The sequence below is a fragment of the Streptomyces sp. NPDC102514 genome (assembly GCF_055584525.1).
The window spans coordinates 123975-149758 of the sequence record NZ_JBVJLW010000013.1 but is presented as its reverse complement, the minus strand read 5'-3'; the positions used below and the strand labels follow the sequence as shown (position 1 = coordinate 149758).

The window sequence follows — 25784 nt, the reverse complement described above, 5'->3', positions numbered from 1 at the left end:
GGGGGACGCCGTCAGGCGTCATAAGGAGACCGTCATCACCGCCACACGCATGAGCCCCGCCGCCCGCAAGAGCCCTGTCATACGCAGGACTCTCACCGCGGTCGGCTGCACCACCGCCCTGCTCTCCGGAGTGGCCGCCTGCGGCACGGTGGAGAACCTCACCGCCGGTCAGAAGGTGGACCAGGCCGTCGAAGGGCTCGGCGGAAAGAAGTCGCTCGCCTTCGAGTTGGGGCTCGACGCCAAGCCCTCGGCACTGGTGAAGCTGGCCGGGGAGGAGGAGACCGGCGAGGAGATGCCGCCCGAGCTCGCGAAACTGTTCGCCGGAGTACGGGTCAAGGTGTCGGTGGAGTCGCGCAAGCCGCTCGCCGACTCGGGTGAGAAGGATCTCGTCGGTACGGCCATGTCGGTCTCGGGGCCCGACGGTGTCCTCGCCGAGTACCGCCTCGTCGGCGACTACACGTACTACCGGGCCGACATGAAGGCGTTCGGCGAGGCGATGGGCTTCCCCCTGCCGACCGCCGACGAGCTCCCCGAGAGCGAGAAGGAGCTCAGGCCGGTCCTTGAGGGCAAGTGGATCAAGATCGACAACCGCGAACTCGACCGCGCCGCGAAGGACGGCAAGGGCAAGGCAGGCGCGGCCGATCCGGCCGACGAGATCGACAGCAGGACCCAGCAGAAGATCCTCAAGGCCGTGCGCTCGGTCGTCGCCCGCGAGGTCACCTTCAGCGACAAGGGAGGCAGCGACGGTGTCGAACGGGTCGTCGCCAAGGCCTCGTTCCGTGAACTGCTCACCGGCATCATCGACAAGCTGCGGCCGCTGGCGGGCGAACTCCCGGCAGGCGCCGAACTGCCCACCGACGAGGACCTGAAGGACGCCCCGGACAAGAAGGTCGCCGTCGACTTCTCTTTGAAGAACGGTGATCTGACCCGCGTCTCCATCGACCTCGCCACCCTGGCGGACGACCCGAAGGGCGCGAAGGTCCCGCTGGTCATGACGTTCGGCGAAGCCGGCGACATCAGTGCCCCGTCCGGCGCCACGAAGCTGCCCGCGGGAGAGTTCGGCGGGCCGGGCAACCCGTTCACCAGCGGCCTGCTGGGCGGCTTCTGACGCTCAGTTCGCGGCAACCACGGCAACCGCAGCCACCGGCAGCCGCAGTCACCGGCAGCCGCATTCGCCCCACAGCGGCAGACCACAGCGGCCGAACGCACGCGCGCGTAGCGAGGTCAACGGCCTCCACGCGCGCGTGCCGCGCATCTCATCCCACCGCACACGTCATCGCGACGCACGGCTCACGACTGCCCCGTACGCCCCTGACGCGGCAGGTCCAGCGCCACGGCCACCGCCGAGTTGCAGTACTCCCGCACCGCGCTCGTCCGCGCCACCACGCGCCCCCGGTGCACCACGATCCGGCTGTACGCGAGCGACAGCGCACCGTCGAGCCGGTCCCCGCGCACCGCGAGCAGCTCCGCCGGGAAACCGGCCTCCACGCGTACCTCGGGCAGCCCCAGTACCGCCCGCGCCGACGAACTCACCGCGTCGTACGCGTCGGTGGACCGCAGCCCGTACCGCGAGGCCAGCAGATACGCCGCCTCCAGCGGGTCCCCGCGGCCCACGGGGTTCGACAGGTCCCGCAGGGCGCCGCTCCCGGCCGCGACCCGCACCCCGGCCGCCCGCAGCAGCTGTACGGGTGCCGTGCCGCGGCGGTCCACGCCCGAACAGCCGCCCTGGGGCAGGCAGACGACGGTCACACCGGCCGCGGCGAGCTGGTCGGCCGACCGCGAGGCCACCTCCGAGGGCAGCCGGCTCAGCCCTCCGCAGGGGCCGAGCGTCACCCCGGGCCGCAACCCGCCCGCCATCGCCGCGAGGCGCCCCAGCCGGGCCGGATCGTCACCGTCCGTGTGCAGATCGACCGGGCAGCCCTGTTCCGAGGCCACCTCCAGGACCGCCTCCACATATCCCGTCGGATCCGGGTCCAGATCCGGACAACCGCCCACTACGGAGGCGCCCATCTTCACCGCGTCCCGCAGCATCGCCAGCCCGTCGGCCCCGGCGAGTCCGGTGAGTACCCGGGGCATCGCCACGACCGTCAGCTCGACCAGCCCCCGCAGCGCGCGCCGCGCCTGGAGGACCGCCGCCATCGAGCCCAGCCCCTGCACGTCGCCCACGCGCACGTGCGAGCGGACGGCGGTCGCCCCGTGGCCGAGTTGGAGGAGAGCGGCCTCGGTCGTACGGCGCTGGACCTCCCGGCCCTCGTACGAGACCGGGCCCTCGCCGTCGGCCGACAGGGCCGTGTCGCCGTGGGCGTGGGGCTCGGCCGGGGCCGGCAGGAGCAGATGTCCGGAGAGGTCCACGCGCGCGGTGTGCGCGGTGAGGCTGCCCGCGGTGCCGACCGCCTCGATACGTCCGTCGGCCAGCCGTACGTCCACGAGCCGGCCGTCGGTGAGCCGCGCACCGCAGAGCAGCAGGTCGGACCCGCTGTCCCGGCCGGACGGGCCCGGGGAACCCGAGGAGCCCGACGAGGACGAGGAGCTCGACGAGGAGTGGTGCGGCTGCGGCTGGCTGTCTGGCATCGCGCTCCTGGGGCTCGTCGGCTGCGCAGGAGAGGCACAAGATCACGCAGCGTGAGTCGAGCCTAGGGTGACGATCGGCACACATCGAGGAGGAGCGGAATAGTCGTACCGGTGTGGTCCGTCGTGCCGGAGAGGCGGGTGGAACAGCCGGTGAGGACCCGGGAACGGGCCGGAGCCGGTGCCACGAAACGGATTTGGGCGATCGGCTGCCGAGCGTGTAATGTCTTCATCGCTCGCCCCAATAGCTCAGTCGGTAGAGCGTCTCCATGGTAAGGAGAAGGTCTACGGTTCGATTCCGTATTGGGGCTCTGGTGTGGGAAGTTCCCGTCGAAAGGCGGGAACTGATCACATCAAAGCGGTGTAGCTCAGTCGGTAGAGCAAGCGGCTCATAATCGCTGTGTCACCGGTTCAAGTCCGGTCACCGCTACTGACGGTAGCCGATTGCGGGGTCGGTCCTTCGATCGGTTACTCTTCTATGCGTTAATCCATGTCCCATCCGTCCGGCAAGGAGCACTCACGTGGCTGCCACCGACGTCCGCCCGAAGATCACGCTGGCCTGCGTGGAGTGCAAGGAGCGGAACTACATCACCAAGAAGAACCGGCGTAACAACCCGGATCGCATGGAGATGAAGAAGCACTGCCCGCGTTGCAACTCGCACACTGCGCACCGCGAAACGCGATAAAAAAGGCTCGTTCACGAGGCCGTCCCCTGTAATCGGGGGGCGGCCTCGTGTCGTTGAACACCAGTTGCGAACCAGTGCGAACCAGGAGGTGCCGAGCCGATGGCGCTCGACCAGTCCTTCGTAGGGCGGTCCTACCCGCCCACCGACCCGTACGAGGTCGGCCGGGAGAAGATCCGTGAATTCGCGGAAGCGGTGGGAGATCCCCATCCCGCCTACACGGACCCGGACGCGGCCAAAGCCCTCGGCCACCCCGATGTGATCGCGCCGCCGACTTTCGTGTTCGCGATCACTTTCAAGGCCGCGGGACAGGTCGTCCAGGACCCGCAACTGGGTCTCGACTACAGCCGGGTCGTGCACGGCGACCAGAAGTTCGTCCACCGGCGCCCGGTGCGCGCGGGGGACCGGCTGACGGTCACGTCCACCATCGAGGCGATCAAGTCGATGGCGGGCAACGACATCCTGGACATTCGAGGCGAGGTCCGCGACGAGGTCGGCGAGCACGTGGTGACCGCCTGGACCAAGCTCGTGTCCCGTGCGGCCGAAGGGGCGTGAACCGATGACCGCGAAGATCGCGTACGACGACGTCGAGGTCGGCACCGAGCTGCCGGCCCAGACCTTCGGAGTGACCCGCGCCACGCTCGTGCAGTACGCGGGCGCCTCGGGGGACTTCAACCCGATCCACTGGAACGAGAAGTTCGCCAAGGAGGTCGGCCTCCCGGACGTCATCGCGCACGGCATGTTCACCATGGCCGAGGCGATCCGGGTCGTCACCGACTGGGCCGGCGACCCGGGCGCGGTCGTCGAGTACGGCGTCCGCTTCACCAAGCCCGTCGTCGTCCCGAACGACGACGAGGGCGCCACGATCGAGGTCAGCGGCAAGGTCGCCGTCAAGCTCGACGACAACACCGTCCGCGTCGACCTCGTGGCGATGAGCGCGGGCCAGAAGGTGCTGGGCATGTCCCGGGCCGTCGTACGACTGGCCTGACAGACCGCACGGTCACGAGTAAGGGGCGCCCGCCATTGCGGGCGCCCCTTACTTCGTACGGCCTCTCCGTCTCTTCGCGGCCTCTCCGGGCCACCCCCTTGACTTAGTTAGTGATTGAGTACTAACTTCGTCGCATGGTCAGGATGAGCGCAGAGAAACGGCGTGAGAGCGTCATTCGCGCGGCGATGAGCGAGTTCGCCCGGGGCGGCTACTACGGCACGTCCACCGAGGCGATCGCCAAGCGCGTGGGGGTCTCGCAGCCGTACCTCTTCCGGCTCTTCCCCGGCAAGAAGGCGATCTTCCTCGCGGCCGCCGAACGCTGCCTGGAGGACACCATCCGCGCGTTCGAGGTGGCCTCCGAGGGGCTGCACGGCGAAGAAGCTCTGCACTCCATGGCGGACGCGTACACGAAGGTCATCGCCGAGGAGCCCGAGCGGCTGCTCATGCAGATGCAGATGTATGTCGCGGTGGCGGCGGCCGAGCAGGCCGGCGACCACGAGCTCGGCGAGGCGGTGCGGGCCGGCTGGATGCGGCTGTGGGAGACCGTCCACCTGCCGCTCGGCGCCGACGTCGACGAGACCACCGACTTCCTGGCCTACGGGATGCTCATCAACAGCCTGGTGGCCATGGGGTTCCCGGCCGAGCACCGGGTGTGGGAAGGGCTCTACCCGTCGGCCCGGGTCAAGGGCCGGCTCGAACACTGAAGCGGAACGCCGAAGTTGAATGCCGAAGTGGAACGCCGAAGCGCGACGCGCAACGAACACCACCGGGGTGAAGGCGGCGGAGAGCGGCGCCTTTTCATGACCTCAAAAGTTAGTCATCAATAACTAACCGGAACTAGCGATAACCCGCTGGGGGAGCGATGTCACAGCAGACCGAACGTCGCGGGGGAGCCGTCTGGGCCCTCGTCATCACCAGCGTCGCCGGATTCATGGCGGCCCTCGACAACCTCGTCGTCACCACCGCTCTGCCCTCGATCCGCAAGGACTTCGGGGGAGCGCTCGACGACCTGGAATGGACCGTGAGCGCGTACACGCTCACCTTCGCCGTGCTACTGATGTTCGGCGCGGCCCTGGGCGACCGGTTCGGCCGCCGCCGGCTGTTCCTCGTCGGCATCACCGTCTTCACCGGCGCGTCCGCCGCGGCGGCCATGGCGCCCGGCATCGACTCGCTGATCGCCGCCCGCGCGGTCCAGGGCGTCGGCGCGGCCATCATGATGCCGCTCACCCTGACCCTGCTGACGGCCGCCGTGCCGGCCGCCAAGCGCGGGATGGCCTACGGGATATGGGGCGCCGTCAACGGTCTCGCGGTCGCCTCGGGGCCGCTCATCGGAGGCAGCCTCACGGAACACCTGTCCTGGCAGTGGATCTTCTGGCTGAACGTTCCGCTGGGCCTGGCCCTGCTGCCGCTCGCCCGGCTGCGCCTGTCGGAGTCGTTCGGCTCCGGTGCCCCGCTCGACATCCGCGGCACCCTGCTCGCCAGCGGCGGCCTCTTCGGAATCGTGTACGGGCTGGTCCGGGCACCTGTCGTCGGCTGGAGCGACGGCGTTGTGCTGCTCGCCCTGTTCGCCGGTACGGCTCTGCTCACCGGCTTCGTCTTCCACGGCATGCGGGCGAAGAACCCGATGCTGCCGATGCGCCTCTTCCGTAGTCGCGCCTTCGCCGGGATCAACGCGGCGAGCCTGCTGATGTTCCTCGGGATGTTCGGCTCGATCTTCCTGCTCAGCCAGTACATGCAGGGCGTGCTCGGTTACTCGCCCACCGAGGCGGGGCTGCGCATGCTGCCGTGGACCGGTATGCCGATGCTCGTCGCGCCGGTCGCCGGCTATCTGTCGGACCGCGTCGGCGGCCGTCCCGTCGTCGCGGCGGGTCTGTTCCTGCAGGCCGTCGGACTCGGGTGGTTCGCCGTCGTGGTCGAGGCGGACACGTCGTACGCCGCGCAGCTGCCCGCGCTGATCATCAGCGGGATCGGGATGTCCCTCTTCTTCGCTCCCGCCTCCAGCCTGGTCATGTCCAGCGTCCGGGCGCAGGAGCAGGGGATCGCGTCCGGCGCCAACAACGCGCTGCGCGAGGTCGGTGGGGCGCTCGGTATCGCGGTGATGGCCTCGATCTTCTCCGCGCAGGGTGGGTACGAGAGCGCGCAGAGCTTCGTGGACGGGATCCGGCCGGCACTGTGGGTGGGGTCGGCGGCGGTCGCCCTGGCGGGGGTCGGGGCGCTGTACATCCCGCGCCGGCGGACTGAGGACGGGCCTCAGGAGGTCATGGAGGCGGCCGTGTCCGGACCCCCTGTACTGGAGACCGCGTCGCGTTGAGTCGAGTCGAGTCCGCGGGTCGGTGGGGGCGGGTCGCGCAGTTCCCCGCGCCCCTCGGGAGCGGGGCTGCGCCCCGGCTCCCGCCCCCACCGGTCCGCACGGAGAACGCGACATCAGGTGTACCGAAGGTGCCCGCACCTGCTGAGAACGGCCCCGCCGGAACCGGCGGGGCCGTTCTCGTACTCTGGGGACGTGCAGGAACTCCACGACACCGCCCTCGCCCCGCTGACCACCTTCCGGCTCGGTGGTCCCGCCGACCGGCTGATCACCGCGACCACCGACGACGAGGTGATCGCCGCCGTCCGCGAGGCCGACGACTCCGGTACGCCGCTGCTGTTGATCGGCGGCGGATCCAACCTGGTCATCGGCGACAAGGGCTTCCAGGGCACCGCCCTGCGCATCGCCACGCGCGGCTTCGAACTCGACGGTACGAAGCTGGAGCTGGCCGCCGGTGAGGTGTGGACCGACGCGGTCGCCCGTACCGTCGAGGCCCGTCTCGCGGGCATCGAGTGCCTCGCCGGAATCCCGGGCTCCGCCGGTGCGACACCGATCCAGAACGTGGGCGCGTACGGCCAGGAAGTGTCGTCGACGATCACCGAAGTGATCGCCTATGACCGCGAAAGCCGCGAGACGGTCACCATGTCGAACGCCGAGTGCGCCTTCTCGTACCGGCACAGTCGTTTCAAGAGCGATCCCGAGCGGTTCGTGGTGCTGCGTGTCCGTTTCGAGCTGGAGGACGCCGCCGGGCTGTCCGCGCCGCTGAGGTACGCCGAGACGGCCCGCATGCTCGGTGTCGGACCCGGCGACCGCGTGCCCGTGGACGAGGCCCGCGAGACCGTCCTGAAGCTGCGCTCCGGGAAGGGCATGGTCCTCGACCCCGAGGACCACGACACCTGGTCGGCCGGCTCGTTCTTCACCAACCCGATCCTCACGCGTGAGGAGTTCGCCGCGTTCCACGCGCGCGTGGTGGAGACCCTGGGCGACGGAGTGGTCCCGCCCGCCTACCCCGCGGACGACGAGCACACCAAGACCTCCGCGGCCTGGCTGATCGACAAGTCGGGCTTCACCAAGGGGTACGGCACCGGCCCCGCCCGTATCTCCACCAAGCACACCCTGGCCCTCACCAACCGGGGCGCGGCCACCACGGAGGACCTCCTCGCGCTCGCCCGCGAGGTCGTCGCGGGCGTCCACGACGCCTTCGGGATCACGCTCGTCAACGAACCGGTGACGGTGGGCGTCAGCCTCTGAGACGGTATTTCGCTTGTCGGCGGCCCGGACCGGCGGTCACCCTGGGGACATGAGAGAACTCCCGTGCGGCTGAGGGTCACCGAGTTCAGGCCGCGAACCGGCCGGTACGCGTTCCGGGTCGTCCAGCCACGCCCCGCCCTGCGGCACACCACGCTCAGCGACCCCCTGCGCGAGTGGGGCTACCTGCTCGGCGACCACGACGGGCTCTCCCGCCTCGCCGCGCTGTTCTCGTTCGCCGCGCACTCCCCGCACACGGTCGTCCACGTCCCGCTGCGCGACAGCGTTCCCCGGCAGTACGCGCCCGGGGTACCGGTGGACCTGGTCCTCGCCCACCGGACCCTGGGCCTGCGGCCGTCCGTCTGGCCCGCGCTGCGCCGCGGGCTGACCCGCGGTACCCCGGGCACCGTCCGCACCGACGAACAGCGGACCGCGCGCCATGCCGCCGACTGGCAGGCGCGCTGGGACCGGCACTGGGACCGCCTCGACCCGGTGGACCGCATCCGGCCAGCGACGCACGCCCGGACGCTGTTCCTCTTCGGCGCCCGGGACACCTTCGCCTCGGCGTCCGTCCACCTTGAGCTGGCGGCCGGTTTCGGCCCGCTCGGCAAGAGGGCGGCCAAGGGGCACGACGTGCTGGTCACCTCGCTCACCCCGCATCTGCCGCTGACCCGGGGGCGGGGGCCGGAGCTGGACATCGGCTTCCAGGCCTACCCGCCCCACGCCCACTTCAGGCGACCGGGGCGGTCAGCCAGTCGTCGACCCCGGACAGCAGCTTCTCCCTGATGTCGGGCGGGGCCGCCGAGGCGCGCACCGACTGCCGTGCCAGCTCGGCCAGTTCGGCGTCCGTGAAGCCGTGGTGGCGCCGCGCGATGTCGTACTGGGCGGCCAGCCGGGAGCCGAACAGCAGCGGGTCGTCCGCGCCGAGCGCCATGGGCACGCCCGCCTCGAAAAGTGTGCGCAGGGGGACGTCCTCCGGCTTCTCGTAGACCCCCAGGGCGACGTTCGAGGCCGGGCAGACCTCGCAGGTGATGCCGCGGTCCGCGAGCCGCTTCAGCAGCCGCGGGTCCTCGGCGGCCCGCACCCCGTGCCCGATCCGCGAGGCGTGCAGGTCGTCCAGGCAGTCGCGGACGGACGCGGGGCCCGTCAGCTCACCGCCGTGCGGCGCGGCCAGCAGCGCGCCCTCGCGGGCGATCGCGAAGGCGCGGTCGAAGTCCCGTGCCATGCCCCGCCGCTCGTCGTTGGAGAGCCCGAATCCGACGATGCCCCGGTCCGCGTACCGGACGGCCAGCCGGGCCAGCGTGCGGGCGTCCAGGGGGTGCTTCATCCGGTTCGCGGCGACCAGGACCCGCATACCGAGCCCGGTCTCGCGCGAGGCCGTGTCCACCGCGTCCAGGATGATCTCCAGGGCGGGGATGAGACCGCCCAGACGCGGCGCGTACGACGTGGGGTCGACCTGGATCTCCAGCCACCCCGAGCCGTCCTTGAGGTCCTCCTCGGCGGCCTCGCGCACGAGCCGCTGGATGTCCTCGGGATCTCTGAGGCACGACCGCGCCGCGTCGTACAGCCGCTGGAAGCGGAACCAGCCGCGCTCGTCCGTCGCCCGCAGCTTGGGCGGCTCGCCGCTCGTCAGCGCGTCGGGCAGATGAATCCCGTGCTTGTCGGCCAGTTCCAGCAGGGTGGTGTGCCGCATCGAACCGGTGAAATGCAGGTGCAGATGAGCCTTGGGCAGCTCAGAGACCTTACGTACGTGCTCCATTCAAGGATCCTGCCGCACGCCGGCGCCGTATCGGTAGCGCTTTCCCTGAACGTGGTCTTGCTCGCACGAAGAAACGAGGGAGCGCGGGACACGAAGAGGCGGGCCGCCTCCCCGGAGGGAAACGGCCCGCCCCACCCGCTGACCTGAGCGGGTTCAGTACTTACTGCCGTGCGCGGGTTCAGGCCTTGGCCTCCGCCAGGAGCTTCTGGATCCGCGAGACGCCCTCGACGAGGTCCTCGTCACCCAGCGCGTACGACAGCCGCAGATAGCCGGGAGTGCCGAAGGCCTCGCCCGGGACGACCGCGACCTCGGCCTCCTCCAGGATCAGCGCGGCCAGCTCGACGGAGGTCTGCGGGCGCCTGCCGCGGATCTCCTTGCCGAGGAGCGCCTTCACCGAGGGGTACGCGTAGAACGCGCCCTCGGGCTCCGGGCAGAGCACGCCGTCGATCTCGTTGAGCATGCGCACGATCGTCCGGCGGCGGCGGTCGAAGGCCTCGCGCATCTCGGCTACGGCCGTCAGGTCGCCCGAGACGGCGGCGATCGCGGCGGCCTGGGCCACGTTCGACACGTTCGACGTGGCGTGGGACTGCAGGTTGGTCGCGGCCTTCACTACGTCCTTGGGACCGATGAGCCACCCGACCCGCCAGCCGGTCATCGCGTACGTCTTCGCCACGCCGTTGACCACGATGCACTTGTCGCGCAGCTCGGGAAGTACTGCCGGCAGCGAGGTGAACTTCGCGTCCCCGTAGACCAGGTGTTCGTAGATCTCGTCCGTCATCACCCACAGGCCGTGCTCGACGGCCCAGCGGCCGATGGCCTCGGTGTCCTCGGCGCTGTAGACGGCACCGGTCGGGTTGGAGGGTGACACGAAGAGGACGACCTTGGTCTTCTCCGTACGGGCCGCCTCCAACTGCTCGACCGAGACGCGGTAGCCGGTCGTCTCGTCCGCGACGACGTCCACCGGGACACCGCCGGCGAGACGGATCGACTCGGGGTACGTCGTCCAGTAGGGGGCCGGGACGATGACCTCGTCGCCCGGGTCGAGGATCGCGGCGAACGCCTCGTAGATGGCCTGCTTGCCGCCGTTGGTCACCAGGACCTGGGAGGCGTCCACCTCGTAGTGGGAGTCACGCAGCGTCTTGGCGACGATCGCCGCCTTCAGCTCGGGAAGGCCGCCGGCCGGCGTGTAGCGGTGGTACTTCGGGTTCTTGCATGCCTCGATGGCGGCCTCGACGACATAGTCCGGGGTCGGGAAGTCGGGCTCACCGGCGCCGAAGCCGATCACCGGACGTCCGGCGGCCTTCAGGGCCTTGGCCTTGGCGTCCACGGCGAGGGTGGCGGACTCGGAGATCGCGCCGACTCGGGCGGAGACCCGGCGCTCGGTGGGAGGGATTGCAGCGCTCATGGGCCCATCGTTTCAGACCGGAAACGTCCCCGGCACACTGGTTTCACAGACTGGGCAACGCCGGACGAACCCGGGGCCGGGTACGCACAAAGTCCTTACGGACGCTTTCTGTTCGACGACCGGCCGCCGACCACGTACACTCTCACCTCGTTGGCCTTCACCGGCCGCGCTCTTCCGGTGCACTCCGAGCACCCGGGCGGATGCGGTACGTTGTGGGGGAAGCAAAGGGTCGTAGCTCAATTGGTAGAGCACTGGTCTCCAAAACCAGCGGTTGGGGGTTCAAGTCCCTCCGGCCCTGCTACACACTCCTTTCACCAGGATGTGTGCACATGTACGTACTGCATTGCACCGCCGTGCGGCTCACACCGGGCGCGGCACGGCCACGACCCGGAATCAGGTGAGGACGAGTGACGGACGCCGTGGGCTCCATCGACATGCCTGATGCCCAGGATGAGGCGCCGGAGTCCCAGAAGAAGGGCCGCAAGGGCGGTAAGCGTGCCAAGAAGGGCCCGCTGAAGCGCCTTGCCCTCTTCTACCGCCAGATCGTCGCGGAGCTCCGCAAGGTTGTCTGGCCGACCCGTAATCAGCTGACGACGTACACCACAGTGGTGATTGTGTTCGTTGTCATCATGATCGGTCTGGTGACTGTGATTGACTTCGGACTCGACAAGGCCGCCAAGTACGTCTTCGGCTAGGCCAAGCGCGAAGGGCGCCGTACCCGGCGCCCGCTTTCGCGTGTTCCACCCCCATGATCCAGGAAGAAGCAGCCACCGTGTCTGACCCGAACCTGAACGATGCCGTCGAGTCGGTCGAGTCCCGTGACGACGAACTCGACATCGTCGAGGGCGCGGACGTCGAGGACGAGGTCGAGGCTGCCGACGCCGCGGCGGGCCAGCCCGCCGAAGAGGTCGCGCTGCACGTCGAGGACGAGTCCGGTGAGGACGGCGAGGGCGACACCGCTCCGGCCGCCTCCGACGAGGACAGCGACGCCGCGACCGACGAGGACGAGAGTGCCGAGTCCGACGAGGAGGAGGCGGAGGAGGCCGAGCCGGTCGACCCCGTCACCGCCCTTCGTGAGGAACTCCGTTCGCTGCCCGGCGAGTGGTACGTCATCCACACGTACGCCGGTTACGAGAACCGCGTGAAGACCAACCTCGAACAGCGTGCCGTCTCGCTGAACGTCGAGGACTTCATCTTCGCGGCCGAGGTGCCGCAAGAAGAGGTCGCGCAGATCAAGAACGGCGAGCGCAAGACCATCAAGCAGAACAAGCTCCCCGGCTACGTGCTGGTGCGCATGGATCTGACGAACGAGTCCTGGGGTGTCGTCCGCAACACCCCCGGCGTCACCGGCTTCGTGGGCAACGCCTACGATCCGTACCCGCTGACGCTGGACGAGATCGTCAAGATGCTCGCCCCCGAGGCCGAGGAGAAGGCAGCCCGCGAGGCCGCCGAGGCCGAGGGCAAGCCGGCGCCGTCCCGCAAGCTCGAGGTCCAGGTGCTGGACTTCGAGGTGGGCGACTCGGTCACCGTCACCGACGGCCCGTTCGCGACGCTGCAGGCGACCATCAACGAGATCAACGCCGACTCGAAGAAGGTCAAGGGCCTCGTCGAGATCTTCGGCCGCGAGACTCCGGTGGAGCTCAGCTTCGACCAGATCCAGAAGAACTGACGTTCTTTCGGACCGTACGCTTCCGACCAGGTCAGACAGACTCTCGCTGGGGGTATCTCCCGCTTGCGGGGGGCCGTCTGACCTGCTCGGTTTTAGGCTGCGCACCGATACCCGTTATCGTTGTGCGGTATGCCTCCATCCGGATGATCCGGATTGGATGGCCGGAAACTCTCACTAGGACCCGGAGAGAGCAATGCCTCCCAAGAAGAAGAAGGTCACGGGGCTTATCAAGCTCCAGATCCAGGCCGGTGCGGCCAACCCGGCGCCGCCGGTCGGCCCCGCACTGGGCCAGCACGGCGTCAACATCATGGAGTTCTGCAAGGCCTACAACGCGGCGACCGAGTCGCAGCGCGGCTGGGTCATCCCGGTGGAGATCACGGTCTACGAAGACCGCTCCTTCACCTTCATCACCAAGACCCCGCCGGCCGCGAAGATGATCCTCAAGGCCGCTGGTGTCGAGAAGGGCTCCGGCGAGCCCCACAAGACCAAGGTCGCCAAGATCAGCCAGGCCCAGGTCCGCGAGATCGCCACGACCAAGCTGGCCGACCTCAACGCCAACGACCTGGACGCCGCGTCGAAGATCATCGCCGGCACCGCCCGTTCCATGGGCATCACGGTCGAGGGCTGATCCCCACCCCTGCAGAACACCGTGGCAGGGCCTGCTCGGCCCCTACCACGACTCCTCAGAGCACACAGGAGCAGTAGTGAGCAAGCGCAGCAAGTCTCTCCGCGCTGCGGACGCCAAGATCGACCGGGAGAAGCAGTACGCCCCGCTCGAAGCCGTCCGTCTCGCCAAGGAGACCTCCACCTCCAAGTTCGACGGCACCGTCGAGGTCGCCTTCCGTCTGGGTGTCGACCCGCGCAAGGCCGACCAGATGGTCCGCGGCACCGTGAACCTCCCGCACGGCACCGGCAAGACCGCCCGGGTCCTGGTCTTCGCGACCGGTGACCGTGCCGAGGCCGCGACTGCCGCCGGCGCCGACATCGTCGGTTCCGACGAACTCATCGACGAGGTCGCGAAGGGGCGTCTGGACTTCGACGCCGTCGTCGCCACCCCGGACCTCATGGGCAAGGTCGGCCGCCTGGGCCGTGTCCTCGGCCCGCGTGGTCTGATGCCGAACCCGAAGACGGGCACCGTGACCCCGGACGTGGCCAAGGCCGTGACCGAGATCAAGGGCGGCAAGATCGAGTTCCGCGTCGACAAGCACTCGAACCTGCACTTCATCATCGGCAAGGCGTCGTTCGACGACACGCAGCTGGTGGAGAACTACGGCGCCGCGCTCGACGAGATCCTTCGTCTGAAGCCGTCGGCCGCCAAGGGTCGCTACATCAAGAAGGCCACGATCAGCACCACGATCGGCCCCGGCATCACGCTGGACTCGAACCGCACCCGCAACCTCCTCGTCGAGGAGGACCCGGCCGCCGTCTGAGCCTGACGCTCACCGGTAGCCGCGTCGCAGACGCGATTTCAGGACGGGCCCCGCAACCTTTCGAGGTGCGGGGCCCGTCTTTGTGTCCGGCGCCGGTTCTCGGCGCCTGGCGCCTTGCCGCCCGGTGACCGCCACCCGGCGCCCGGTACCCCGGTGCCCGTTTCCGGGTCGGATGTCGGTGGCCTGCGCTAGCGTGCGAGGCACAGGAATCGCATAGGGGGACGAATGATGAACTCGATCGTGCGCCGGGTGACCGTCTCGATAGCGGTGGCGGCCGCCCTGACCGGAGCCGCGGCCTGTAGCGGCTCGGACTCCGACGGGGGCTCCAGAGGGGACGGCGAGGGTTCGGCGGCGGACGGCAAGGGCGCCGGCGAGGCCAGGACCCGTACGGACGCGATCGTGGCCCTTCGGTCCGTGGAGAAGAGCACCGGCGGCGCCGACTCCGCCAAGGTCGAGTCCACCACGACCATGGGCACGACGATGTCGATGAAGGCGGACGGGGCCCTCGGCTGGGCCGACGGGCTCACCGGCAATCTGACGATCACGTACACCGGCGGCACGATGGCCGACCAGATGCGCCAGCTGGGCACCACCTCCATGGAGGCCCGCTATCTGCCGGACGCCTACTACGCGAAGATGGGCGACAAGTTCGCCGCGCAGTCCGGCGGCAAGCACTGGATCAAGTACGACTACGACGACCTGGCGAAGCTCGCCGGCGGCTCGGGCGCGTACATGAAGGACCAGATGCAGAACACCACGCCGAACCAGTCGGTGAAGCTGCTGCTGGCCTCAGGGGACGTCGAGAAGGTCGGCGAGGAGAAGGTGCGGGGCGAGGACACCACGCACTACTCGGGCACGGTCGACGTCGTGGATCTCGCGGGCCGGAACTCGTCCCTCTCCGCGAGTCAACTGGCCGATCTGAAGAGCCAGCTGGAGCAGGCGGGCGTGACCACCGAGACCATCGACATCTGGGTGAACGACAAGGACCTGCTGGTCAAGAAGGCCGAGAAGGGCGAGCTGGCGACCGGCTCGATGTCCTCGACGGCGTACTACAGCGACTACGGCGTCGAGGTCGCCGCCGAGGAGCCCGCGGCGGGGGACACCGCGGACTTCAAGGACCTGGTGCGGAGCCAGCCGACGGGCTGACGCCGCCCGGCGGCCCCCGGCCGGACTCCAGCCCCATCCCCGGCTCCCGCCCGCTCCGGCCGGATTGGGCCCCGTTCGGCCTCCCTCCCGGGAAGCCGCAGGCATCACACGCGTCACAGGCGTCACACAGGTCACGTCACAACTCGGAGGACTGCCTGAACCCCGCTGGGATACGCTCGCGGCTTGTCTGTGAATCGCTCATTTGTTCCTGGGGGGAACCATGAAGCTTTCTGTGCGCACATCCGTACGCCACAGGGCGACCGGCGCGGTCGTCGCCGCGCTCGTCCTCGGCGGGGGTGCCGTCGGCTGTTCCAAGGGGGACGAGGAGTCCCCCGAGATGACGCCCGCCGCGGCCGTCGCCAAGGCGGCGAAGAAGACCGAGGACATCACCTCCCTCAGCTACCGGATGACCGGCAGGACGCCGGAGGAGGGGCGCATCAAGGCCGAGGCCCAGATGCGCATGAAGCCCGACGTCGCCATGAGCATGAAGATGACCGCCCTCGACCAGGGGAAGGACGGCAACGCCGAGATCCGCCTGGTCGACAAGGCGATGTACATCGGCGGGGCCGCCGCGGCGGCCAAGGAGATGGACGGCAAGAGCTGGATCAAGTTCGACATGTCCACGCTCGGTGACGACGCGCTGGGCGGGGGCGGGGCCCCGGGCGCCGGGACGGCCGACAAGAACCCGGCGCAGGAGTCCACCTTCCTCACCGGCTCCAAGGACGTGAAGAAGGTCGGCAGCGAGAAGGTCGAGGGCGTCGAGACCACCCACTACAAGGGCACGGTCACCCTCGACGAGTTCCGCAAGTCCCTCAAGAGCGAGAGCAAGGCCACCCGTGAGAAGCGGGAGAAGAGCCTCGAGCAGTACGAGAAGCTGGGCCTGGACGCGCTCACGATGGACATGTGGGTCGACGGCGAGGACCACACCAAGCAGTTCCGCATGCAGGGCGACGCCGACAAGGGCAAGCTCGACATGACCATCACCTTCCTCGACTACAACAAGCCCGTGACCGTCGAGGCCCCGCCGGCCAAGGACGTCATGGACCTGGCCGAGATGATGGGCGACCTCAAGGGCTGACGGCCCCGGGGGCACGGATTTGCTTGACAGTGCCCCGTTCACGTAATCTTCCACAGAAGCCAAAGACCGCTGGTCGTTGCCGTGCTCTCGTGAGAGGACGCGGTGACCGAAGGATCCGCTGAATTGCGGACGACCCGCGCAGGTGACTGTGGATGAGCTCCCGGACAGTCCCGTACTTCGTACGGATTCCGTCTGGTAGAGCCACGCCCCGTGCGCCTGCGCCGGGGCGTTTCGTTTTCCCAGTCTCCTTCTGAGCGGTCCTCATCACCCGGAAGGAGGCCACGCTTATGGCAAGGCCCGACAAGGCTGCCGCGGTAGCCGAGCTCGCGGACCAGTTCCGTAGCTCGAACGCCGCTGTGCTGACCGAGTACCGGGGTCTCACCGTGGCGCAGCTCAAGACGCTGCGTCGTTCGCTCGGTGAAGACGCCCAGTACGCCGTGGTGAAGAACACGCTGACCAAGATCGCGGCCAACGAGGCCGGGATCTCCACGCTCGACGACCTGTTCAACGGTCCGACAGCGGTTGCCTTCATCTCCGGTGACCCGGTGACGTCGGCGAAGGGTCTTCGTGACTTCGCCAAGGACAACCCCAACCTCGTCATCAAGGGCGGTGTCCTTGACGGCAAGGCGCTGTCCGCCGACGAGATCAAGAAGCTTGCGGACCTCGAGTCCCGCGAGGTTCTGCTCTCCAAGCTGGCGGGTGCCATGAAGGGCAAGCAGTCCCAGGCTGCCTCCCTCTTCCAGGCGCTCCCGTCGAAGTTCGTCCGCACCGCGGAGGCGCTTCGCGTCAAGCTCGAAGAGCAGGGCGGTGCCGAGTAACTCGGCTCGCGCAATGACCGCCGCCTGAGGCGACGGTCGCAGCGGGCCGAACGTACGCCCGCCTCACCAGTACATCCCGGCACCTGCCGAATGAGTGGAAGGACGCCATCATGGCGAAGCTGTCCCAGGAAGAGCTGCTCGCGCAGTTCGAGAACCTCACCCTCATCGAGCTCTCCGAGTTCGTGAAGGCCTTCGAGGAGAAGTTCGACGTCACCGCCGCCGCCGCGGTCGCCGCCGGCCCCGCCGCCGCTGCCGCCCCGGCCGAGGCCGAGGCCGAGCAGGACGAGTTCGACGTCATCCTCACGGGTGCCGGCGAGAAGAAGATCCAGGTCATCAAGGTCGTGCGTGAGCTCACCTCGCTGGGTCTGAAGGAGGCCAAGGACCTCGTCGACGGCGCTCCGAAGCCCGTCCTGGAGAAGGTCGACAAGGCCGCCGCCGAGAAGGCTGCCGAGTCCCTCAAGGGCGCCGGCGCCTCCGTCGAGGTCAAGTGACCCGACGAGTCCGCCAGGACTCCTGCGGGCCGCGTAGAGCCGCTTTCGTAGCGGTGTAACGCTGACGCACCGAAGAGCGATCACCCATCTGGGTGGTCGCTCTTCGGCGTTCGAGGGGGCCGTGCGGCGACTGCCTTGCGCTGTAGGTCGCGACGAGTATGGTGATCTTCGTTCGTGCCTCCAGCCGCCCGTGACGGGCTGCAAGACAGGTTGCAAATGACGGTGGCAGCACCCGGTTCGGGCTTGGGGGGCCTTGACGAACCGCACGCAGCGCGCAATTCTCAGGACGCGTCGTCACAACGATCCGGATCCGAGGCATGGATCGGCGGCGAAGAGGGCAGTATCGATGTGCATCGAGGGCGTGGCTTGCAGCAGGGGTTGAGAACAACGAGGGTCTTCAAAAACCCGCACTGGACATCAGTGGGCCTAGTGGCTACACTGACCCTTTGCGCTGCCTGTTAGCTGCCTCCTGCCCGTCACCAGGGGCATACCCTCGCTTGAGCACCGTGGATGGAACTGACTCTGACCTGGTCGTATTCGACCGGATCGGGAGACGTTCGTCCTGGGGCCCCGCTTGGGACCGGTACGCGCGTAGTGAGTCCGAGCCCTCGGAAGGACCCCCTCTTGGCCGCCTCGCGCACTGCCTCGACCGCGAATACGAACAACGGCGCCAGCACCGCCCCGCTGCGCATCTCCTTTGCAAAGATCAAGGAGCCCCTCGAGGTTCCGAACCTTCTTGCGCTGCAGACCGAAAGTTTTGACTGGCTGCTCGGCAACGACGCGTGGAAGGCTCGTGTCGAGGCGGCTCTGGACAGTGGACAGGACGTCCCCACGAAGTCCGGTCTGGAGGAGATCTTCGAGGAGATCTCCCCGATCGAGGACTTCTCAGGGTCGATGTCCCTGACGTTCCGCGACCACCGCTTCGAGCCTCCCAAGAACTCGATCGACGAGTGCAAGGAGCGCGACTTCACGTTCGCCGCACCGCTCTTCGTCACCGCCGAGTTCACCAACAACGAGACCGGCGAGATCAAGTCCCAGACCGTCTTCATGGGTGATTTCCCGCTCATGACGAACAAGGGCACCTTCGTCATCAACGGCACCGAGCGTGTCGTGGTGTCGCAGCTGGTCCGTTCGCCGGGTGTCTACTTCGACTCCTCCATCGACAAGACGTCCGACAAGGACATCTTCTCCGCGAAGGTCATCCCGTCCCGGGGTGCCTGGCTGGAGATGGAGATCGACAAGCGCGACATGGTCGGTGTCCGCATCGACCGCAAGCGCAAGCAGTCCGTCACCGTCCTGCTCAAGGCTCTCGGTTGGACGACCGAGCAGATCCTCGAGGAGTTCGGCGAGTACGAATCCATGCGCGCCACCCTGGAGAAGGACCACACCCAGGGCCAGGACGACGCGCTGCTCGACATCTACCGCAAGCTGCGTCCGGGCGAGCCGCCGACCCGTGAGGCCGCGCAGACGCTGCTTGAGAACCTCTACTTCAACCCCAAGCGCTACGACCTCGCGAAGGTCGGCCGCTACAAGGTCAACAAGAAGCTGGGCGGCGAAGCGCCGCTCGACGCCGGCATCCTGACCGTCGAGGACATCATCTCGTCGATCAAGTACCTGGTGAAGCTGCACGCCGGTGAGACCGAGACCGTCGGGAACAACGGCACCTCGATCGTCGTCGAGACCGACGACATCGACCACTTCGGCAACCGCCGTCTGCGCAACGTGGGCGAGCTCATCCAGAACCAGGTCCGTACGGGTCTGGCGCGTATGGAGCGAGTCGTCCGCGAGCGCATGACGACCCAGGACGTCGAGGCGATCACGCCGCAGACCCTGATCAACATCCGGCCGGTCGTCGCCTCCATCAAGGAGTTCTTCGGCACCAGCCAGCTGTCGCAGTTCATGGACCAGAACAACCCGCTGTCGGGTCTCACCCACAAGCGCCGCCTGTCGGCTCTTGGCCCGGGTGGTCTCTCCCGTGAGCGGGCCGGCTTCGAGGTCCGTGACGTGCACCCCTCGCACTACGGCCGCATGTGTCCGATCGAGACCCCCGAAGGCCCGAACATCGGCCTGATCGGCTCGCTCGCCTCCTACGGCCGGGTCAACGCGTTCGGCTTCGTCGAGACGCCGTACCGACGGGTCACCGCCGGTGTCGTCACCGACGAGGTCGACTACCTGACCGCCGACGAGGAGGACCGCTTCGTCATCGCGCAGGCCAACGCCGTGCTCAACGACGACATGCGGTTCAACGAGGCCCGCGTCCTGGTCCGCCGCCGTGGCGGAGAGGTCGACTACGTCCCCGGTGACGACGTCGACTACATGGACGTCTCGCCGCGCCAGATGGTGTCCGTCGCGACCGCGATGATCCCGTTCCTGGAGCACGACGACGCCAACCGTGCCCTCATGGGCGCGAACATGATGCGCCAGGCCGTGCCGCTGATCACCGCCGAGGCCCCCCTCGTCGGTACGGGCATGGAGTACCGCTGCGCCGTCGACGCCGGTGACGTCATCAAGGCCGAGAAGTCGGGTGTGGTCCAGGAGGTCTCCGCGGACTACGTCACGGTGGCCAACGACGACGGCACCTACACCACCTACCGGGTGGCCAAGTTCTCCCGCTCCAACCAGGGGACCTCGGTCAACCAGAAGGTCGTCGTCAACGAGGGCGACCGGGTCATCGAGCACCAGGTGCTCGCCGACGGCCCGGCCACCCAGGAAGGCGAGATGGCGCTGGGCAAGAACCTGCTCGTCGCCTTCATGCCGTGGGAGGGTCACAACTACGAGGACGCGATCATCCTGTCGCAGCGCCTCGTGCAGGACGACGTCCTCTCCTCGATCCACATCGAGGAGCACGAGGTCGACGCCCGTGACACCAAGCTCGGCCCCGAGGAGATCACCCGGGACATCCCGAACGTCTCCGAGGAGGTCCTCGCCGACCTCGACGAGCGCGGCATCATCCGTATCGGTGCCGAGGTCGTCGCCGGTGACATCCTGGTCGGCAAGGTCACGCCCAAGGGTGAGACCGAGCTGACCCCGGAGGAGCGCCTGCTCCGCGCGATCTTCGGTGAGAAGGCGCGCGAGGTGCGCGACACCTCCCTGAAGGTGCCGCACGGCGAGATCGGCAAGGTCATCGGCGTCCGCGTCTTCGACCGTGAAGAGGGCGACGAGCTGCCGCCGGGCGTGAACCAGCTGGTTCGTGTCTACGTGGCGCAGAAGCGCAAGATCACGGACGGCGACAAGCTCGCCGGCCGACACGGCAACAAGGGTGTCATCTCCAAGATCCTTCCGATCGAGGACATGCCCTTCCTTGAGGACGGCACGCCGGTCGACATCATCCTCAACCCGCTGGGTGTCCCGTCCCGAATGAACCCGGGACAGGTCCTGGAGATCCACCTCGGCTGGCTCGCCAGCCGCGGCTGGGACGTCTCCGGGCTCGGCGAGGAGTGGGCGCAGCGCCTCCAGGCCATCGAGGCCGACAAGGTGGAGCCCGGTACCAACGTCGCCACCCCCGTCTTCGACGGTGCGCGTGAGGACGAGCTGGCCGGTCTGCTGCAGCACACGATCCCGAACCGCGACGGCTCACGCATGGTGCTCCCGACCGGTAAGGCGCCGCTGTTCGACGGCCGCTCCGGCGAGCCGTTCCCGGAGCCGGTCTCGGTCGGCTACATGTACATCCTCAAGCTCCACCACCTGGTCGACGACAAGCTGCACGCCCGCTCGACCGGTCCGTACTCGATGATCACCCAGCAGCCGCTGGGTGGTAAGGCCCAGTTCGGTGGCCAGCGATTCGGTGAGATGGAGGTGTGGGCGCTCGAGGCTTATGGCGCCGCTTACGCCCTCCAGGAGCTGCTGACCATCAAGTCCGACGACGTGACCGGCCGCGTGAAGGTCTACGAGGCCATCGTCAAGGGCGAGAACATTCCTGAGCCCGGCATTCCCGAGTCCTTCAAGGTGCTCATCAAGGAAATGCAGTCGCTCTGCCTCAACGTGGAGGTGCTGTCCTCGGACGGCATGTCCATCGAGATGCGCGACACGGACGAGGACGTCTTCCGCGCCGCGGAGGAGCTCGGTATCGACCTGTCCCGGCGCGAGCCGAGCAGCGTCGAAGAGGTCTGACGGGTCTGGCCGGGGCTCGCTGAACACGAGCCCCGGCTAACCAACCCCGGACCCCAGTCAGACCAGTGAAGAATCGACCCCGAAAGAGGGATTGACGACAAGTGCTCGACGTCAACTTCTTCGACGAGCTGCGGATCGGCCTTGCTACCGCTGACGACATTCGTCAGTGGTCCCACGGTGAGGTCAAGAAGCCGGAGACCATCAACTACCGCACCCTCAAGCCCGAAAAGGACGGACTCTTCTGCGAGAAGATCTTCGGTCCGACCCGGGACTGGGAGTGCTACTGCGGTAAGTACAAGCGCGTCCGCTTCAAGGGCATCATCTGCGAGCGCTGCGGCGTCGAGGTCACTCGCGCCAAGGTGCGTCGTGAGCGGATGGGTCACATCGAGCTGGCCGCTCCCGTCACCCACATCTGGTACTTCAAGGGCGTTCCGTCGCGGCTGGGCTACCTGCTCGACCTCGCCCCGAAGGACCTCGAAAAGGTCATCTACTTCGCCGCGTACATGATCACGTACGTCGACGACGAGCGTCGTACGCGTGACCTGCCCTCGCTGGAGGCGCACGTCTCCGTCGAGCGTCAGCAGGTCGAGAACCGTCGCGACTCCGACCTTGAGGCCCGCGCCAAGAAGCTTGAGACCGACCTGGCCGAGCTCGAGGCCGAGGGTGCCAAGGCCGACGTGCGCCGCAAGGTGCGCGAAGGCGCCGAGCGCGAGATGAAGCAGCTGCGCGACCGTGCGCAGCGCGAGATCGACCGTCTCGACGAGGTGTGGACCCGCTTCAAGAACCTCAAGGTCCAGGACCTCGAAGGTGACGAGCTGCTCTACCGCGAGCTGCGCGACCGCTTCGGTACGTACTTCGACGGATCGATGGGTGCCGCGGCGCTGCAGAAGCGCCTGGAGTCCTTCGACCTCGACGAAGAGGCCGAGCGCCTCCGCGAGATCATCCGTACCGGCAAGGGCCAGAAGAAGACCCGTGCGCTGAAGCGGCTGAAGGTCGTGTCTGCGTTCCTGCAGACCTCCAACAGCCCCAAGGGCATGGTCCTCGACTGCGTCCCGGTCATCCCGCCGGACCTCCGCCCGATGGTGCAGCTGGACGGTGGCCGCTTCGCGACCTCCGACCTGAACGACCTGTACCGCCGTGTGATCAACCGCAACAACCGTCTGAAGCGGCTTCTCGACCTCGGCGCGCCCGAGATCATCGTGAACAACGAGAAGCGCATGCTCCAGGAGGCCGTGGACGCCCTCTTCGACAACGGTCGTCGTGGTCGCCCGGTCACCGGTCCCGGCAACCGCCCGCTGAAGTCCCTGAGCGACATGCTCAAGGGCAAGCAGGGTCGTTTCCGCCAGAACCTCCTCGGCAAGCGCGTGGACTACTCCGCGCGTTCCGTGATCGTCGTCGGTCCGCAGCTCAAGCTGCACCAGTGCGGTCTGCCGAAGGCGATGGCGCTGGAGCTCTTCAAGCCGTTCGTGATGAAGCGACTGGTGGACCTGAACCACGCGCAGAACATCAAGTCGGCGAAGCGCATGGTGGAGCGCGGCCGCACGGTCGTGTACGACGTCCTCGAAGAGGTCATCGCCGAGCACCCGGTTCTGCTGAACCGTGCGCCCACCCTGCACCGCCTCGGCATCCAGGCCTTCGAGCCCCAGCTGGTCGAGGGCAAGGCCATCCAGATCCACCCGCTCGTCTGCACCGCGTTCAACGCGGACTTCGACGGTGACCAGATGGCCGTGCACCTGCCGCTCTCCGCGGAGGCGCAGGCCGAGGCCCGCATCCTGATGCTGTCCTCGAACAACATCCTCAAGCCCGCCGACGGCCGTCCGGTGACGATGCCGACCCAGGACATGGTCCTCGGTCTGTTCTTCCTCACCACCGACGGCGAACTGCGGGACGTCAAGGGCGAGGGCCGGTCCTTCGGCTCCTCGGCCGAGGCGATCATGGCGTTCGACGCCGGCGAGCTCTCGCTGCAGTCGCGCGTGGACATCCGCTTCCCGGTGGGCACCATCCCGCCGCGCGGCTGGACCCCGCCGGCCCGCGAGGAGGGCGAGCCGGAGTGGCAGCAGGGTGACACCTTCCGCCTGAACACCACTCTGGGCCGCGCGCTCTTCAACGAGCTGCTGCCCGAGGACTACCCGTTCGTCGACTACGAGGTCGGCAAGAAGCAGCTCTCCGAGATCGTCAACGACCTCGCCGAGCGGTACCCCAAGGTCATCGTGGCGGCGACGCTCGACAACCTGAAGGCTTCCGGCTTCTTCTGGGCGACCCGTTCCGGCGTCACCGTGGCCATCTCCGACATCGTCGTTCCCGACGCGAAGCGCGCGATCGTCAAGGGTTACGAGGACCAGGACGAGAAGGTCCAGAAGCAGTACGAGCGCGGTCTGATCACCAAGGACGAGCGCACGCAGGAGCTCATCGCGATCTGGACCAAGGCGACCAACGAGGTTGCCGAGGCGATGAACGCGAACTTCCCGAAGACCAACCCGGTCTCGATGATGGTGAACTCCGGTGCTCGCGGAAACATGATGCAGATGCGTCAGATCGCGGGTATGCGTGGTCTGGTGTCGAACGCCAAGAACGAGACGATCCCTCGTCCCATCAAGGCGTCCTTCCGTGAGGGCCTGTCCGTGCTGGAGTACTTCATCTCCACGCACGGTGCCCGTAAGGGTCTGGCGGACACCGCCCTGCGTACCGCCGACTCGGGTTACCTCACCCGTCGTCTGGTGGACGTCTCGCAGGACGTCATCATCCGCGAGGAGGACTGCGGCACCGACCGCGGTCTGCGCCTGGAGATCGCCGAGGTCGGCGCCGACGGCGTGCTGCGCAAGGCGGAGAACGTCGAGACCAGCGTGTACGCACGTGCGCTGGCCGAGGACATCACCGTCGACGGGCGGGTGCTGGCCCCGGCCAACACCGACCTCGGCGACGTCCTCATCGACGAGCTCGTCAAGCACGGCATCAAGGAGGTCAAGACCCGCTCGGTCCTGACCTGCGAGTCCGCCGTCGGTACCTGCGCCATGTGCTACGGCCGTTCGCTGGCCACCGGCAAGCTGGTCGACATCGGTGAGGCGGTCGGCATCATCGCCGCCCAGTCCATCGGTGAGCCCGGCACGCAGCTGACGATGCGTACCTTCCACACCGGTGGTGTGGCCGGTGACGACATCACCCAGGGTCTGCCCCGTGTCGTCGAGCTCTTCGAGGCTCGTACGCCGAAGGGTGTCGCCCCGATCTCCGAGGCCTCCGGCCGCGTGCGGATCGAGGAGACCGAGAAGACCAAGAAGCTCGTCGTCACCCCGGACGACGGCAGCGACGAGACGGCGTTCCCGATCTCGAAGCGTGCCCGACTCCTGGTCAGCGAGGGCGAGCACGTCGAGGTGGGCCAGAAGCTCACCGTGGGTGCCACCAACCCGCACGACGTGCTGCGCATCCTGGGTCAGCGTGCCGTCCAGGTCCACCTGGTCGGAGAGGTCCAGCGGGTCTACAACTCGCAGGGCGTGTCGATCCACGACAAGCACATCGAGATCATCATCCGGCAGATGCTGCGCCGTGTGACGATCATCGAGTCGGGCGACGCGGAGCTGCTGCCCGGCGAGCTCGTCGAGCGGTCGAAGTTCGAGACCGAGAACCGTCGTGTGGTGCAGGAAGGCGGCCACCCGGCCTCCGGCCGTCCGCAGCTGATGGGTATCACCAAGGCCTCGCTCGCCACCGAGTCGTGGCTGTCGGCGGCGTCCTTCCAGGAGACGACCAGGGTTCTGACGGACGCGGCGATCAACGCCAAGTCCGACTCCCTGATCGGCCTCAAGGAGAACGTCATCATCGGTAAGCTCATCCCGGCCGGTACGGGTCTGTCCCGCTACCGCAACATCCGGGTCGAGCCGACCGAGGAGGCCAAGGCCGCGATGTACTCGGCCGTCGGCTACGACGACATCGACTACTCGCCGTTCGGCACGGGCTCCGGCCAGGCCGTTCCGCTGGAGGACTACGACTACGGTCCGTACAACCAGTAGGCGGGTCGCCTGAACAGGGCGCCTGATCGAGTCTGAGGGCGGTCACCTTCCGGGGTGGCCGCCCTTCGGCGTTCCCGGGCCG

At 67.9% G+C, this 25784-nt stretch carries 21 protein-coding genes and 3 tRNA genes; 21 read left to right on the top strand and 3 right to left on the bottom strand.

Features of this window, described 5'->3' with window-relative positions:
• The first annotated feature begins 49 nt into the window (after positions 1-49).
• On the top strand, positions 50-1108 hold the full coding sequence (locus tag ACZ60E_RS29785; protein ID WP_469444419.1) for a hypothetical protein: 1059 nt from the start codon (positions 50-52) through the stop codon (positions 1106-1108).
• A 182-nt stretch (positions 1109-1290) separates the two neighbouring features.
• Here the strand turns inward: ACZ60E_RS29785 and ACZ60E_RS29780 are convergent, their stop codons facing one another.
• On the bottom strand, positions 1291-2571 hold the full coding sequence (locus tag ACZ60E_RS29780; protein ID WP_469444417.1) for an amidohydrolase family protein: 1281 nt from the start codon (positions 2569-2571) through the stop codon (positions 1291-1293).
• A gap of 235 nt (positions 2572-2806) precedes the next feature.
• Here ACZ60E_RS29780 and ACZ60E_RS29775 point away from each other — a divergent pair.
• From ACZ60E_RS29775 to ACZ60E_RS29735, 9 genes are all read left to right on the top strand, one after another.
• Positions 2807-2879 (top strand) — tRNA-Thr (locus ACZ60E_RS29775).
• 46 nt (positions 2880-2925) lie between these two features.
• Positions 2926-2998, top strand: a tRNA-Met gene (locus tag ACZ60E_RS29770).
• A gap of 91 nt (positions 2999-3089) precedes the next feature.
• The gene (rpmG, locus tag ACZ60E_RS29765) at positions 3090-3254 is read left to right on the top strand and encodes a 50S ribosomal protein L33 (protein ID WP_007265873.1); all 165 of its coding nucleotides are present in this window, start codon (positions 3090-3092) and stop codon (positions 3252-3254) included.
• Between the two features lie 99 nt (positions 3255-3353).
• Entirely contained in the window at positions 3354-3806 is a 453-nt protein-coding gene (locus ACZ60E_RS29760; protein ID WP_469444416.1) for an FAS1-like dehydratase domain-containing protein, read from the top strand.
• A 4-nt stretch (positions 3807-3810) separates the two neighbouring features.
• Positions 3811-4239: a MaoC family dehydratase gene (locus tag ACZ60E_RS29755; protein ID WP_384801157.1), complete on the top strand. Its 429-nt coding sequence runs from the start codon at positions 3811-3813 to the stop codon at positions 4237-4239.
• 134 nt (positions 4240-4373) lie between these two features.
• Positions 4374-4943, top strand: coding sequence for a TetR/AcrR family transcriptional regulator (locus ACZ60E_RS29750; RefSeq protein WP_469444414.1), 570 nt, complete (start codon positions 4374-4376; stop codon positions 4941-4943).
• Positions 4944-5101: 158 nt separating this feature from the next.
• On the top strand, positions 5102-6550 hold the full coding sequence (locus tag ACZ60E_RS29745; protein WP_469444412.1) for an MFS transporter: 1449 nt from the start codon (positions 5102-5104) through the stop codon (positions 6548-6550).
• Between the two features lie 192 nt (positions 6551-6742).
• Positions 6743-7798: a UDP-N-acetylmuramate dehydrogenase gene (locus tag ACZ60E_RS29740; RefSeq protein WP_469444411.1), complete on the top strand. Its 1056-nt coding sequence runs from the start codon at positions 6743-6745 to the stop codon at positions 7796-7798.
• Positions 7799-7861: 63 nt separating this feature from the next.
• A complete protein-coding gene (locus ACZ60E_RS29735) occupies positions 7862-8581 on the top strand; it encodes a hypothetical protein (protein ID WP_469444410.1) in 720 nt (239 codons plus the stop codon).
• Here the strand turns inward: ACZ60E_RS29735 and ACZ60E_RS29730 are convergent.
• Together ACZ60E_RS29730 and ACZ60E_RS29725 are read right to left on the bottom strand one after the other, a co-directional pair.
• The gene (locus ACZ60E_RS29730) at positions 8526-9554 is read right to left on the bottom strand and encodes an adenosine deaminase (protein WP_469444408.1); all 1029 of its coding nucleotides are present in this window, start codon (positions 9552-9554) and stop codon (positions 8526-8528) included. The genes ACZ60E_RS29735 and ACZ60E_RS29730 overlap by 56 nt on opposite strands.
• A gap of 178 nt (positions 9555-9732) precedes the next feature.
• Positions 9733-10959: a pyridoxal phosphate-dependent aminotransferase gene (locus ACZ60E_RS29725; protein ID WP_384801174.1), complete on the bottom strand. Its 1227-nt coding sequence runs from the start codon at positions 10957-10959 to the stop codon at positions 9733-9735.
• 225 nt (positions 10960-11184) lie between these two features.
• Between ACZ60E_RS29725 and ACZ60E_RS29720 the strand changes: the two genes are divergently transcribed.
• The 11 genes from ACZ60E_RS29720 (at position 11185) to ACZ60E_RS29670 (ending at position 25702) form a co-directional block, all read left to right on the top strand.
• Positions 11185-11257: transfer RNA gene (locus ACZ60E_RS29720), tRNA-Trp, on the top strand.
• A gap of 109 nt (positions 11258-11366) precedes the next feature.
• Complete coding sequence (secE, locus tag ACZ60E_RS29715) at positions 11367-11654, top strand: preprotein translocase subunit SecE (RefSeq protein WP_055610500.1); 288 nt, start codon at positions 11367-11369, stop codon at positions 11652-11654.
• 77 nt (positions 11655-11731) lie between these two features.
• Positions 11732-12628, top strand: coding sequence for a transcription termination/antitermination protein NusG (gene nusG, locus ACZ60E_RS29710; protein WP_469444406.1), 897 nt, complete (start codon positions 11732-11734; stop codon positions 12626-12628).
• A 193-nt stretch (positions 12629-12821) separates the two neighbouring features.
• A complete protein-coding gene (rplK, locus tag ACZ60E_RS29705) occupies positions 12822-13256 on the top strand; it encodes a 50S ribosomal protein L11 (protein WP_267028676.1) in 435 nt (144 codons plus the stop codon).
• Positions 13257-13332: 76 nt separating this feature from the next.
• The gene (rplA, locus tag ACZ60E_RS29700) at positions 13333-14058 is read left to right on the top strand and encodes a 50S ribosomal protein L1 (protein ID WP_107020982.1); all 726 of its coding nucleotides are present in this window, start codon (positions 13333-13335) and stop codon (positions 14056-14058) included.
• A gap of 225 nt (positions 14059-14283) precedes the next feature.
• Entirely contained in the window at positions 14284-15204 is a 921-nt protein-coding gene (locus ACZ60E_RS29695; RefSeq protein ID WP_469444403.1) for an SCO4651 family lipoprotein, read from the top strand.
• Positions 15205-15424: 220 nt separating this feature from the next.
• Positions 15425-16282, top strand: a complete 858-nt coding sequence (locus ACZ60E_RS29690; RefSeq protein WP_469444402.1) for an SCO4651 family lipoprotein — start codon at positions 15425-15427, stop codon at positions 16280-16282.
• A 287-nt stretch (positions 16283-16569) separates the two neighbouring features.
• Complete coding sequence (gene rplJ, locus ACZ60E_RS29685; protein WP_107020985.1) at positions 16570-17100, top strand: 50S ribosomal protein L10; 531 nt, start codon at positions 16570-16572, stop codon at positions 17098-17100.
• Between the two features lie 110 nt (positions 17101-17210).
• Positions 17211-17591, top strand: a complete 381-nt coding sequence (gene rplL / locus ACZ60E_RS29680; RefSeq protein WP_107020986.1) for a 50S ribosomal protein L7/L12 — start codon at positions 17211-17213, stop codon at positions 17589-17591.
• Positions 17592-18215: 624 nt separating this feature from the next.
• Positions 18216-21701, top strand: coding sequence for a DNA-directed RNA polymerase subunit beta (gene rpoB / locus ACZ60E_RS29675; protein ID WP_384801190.1), 3486 nt, complete (start codon positions 18216-18218; stop codon positions 21699-21701).
• A gap of 101 nt (positions 21702-21802) precedes the next feature.
• Positions 21803-25702, top strand: a complete 3900-nt coding sequence (locus tag ACZ60E_RS29670; protein ID WP_107020988.1) for a DNA-directed RNA polymerase subunit beta' — start codon at positions 21803-21805, stop codon at positions 25700-25702.
• Positions 25703-25784 lie beyond the last annotated feature (82 nt).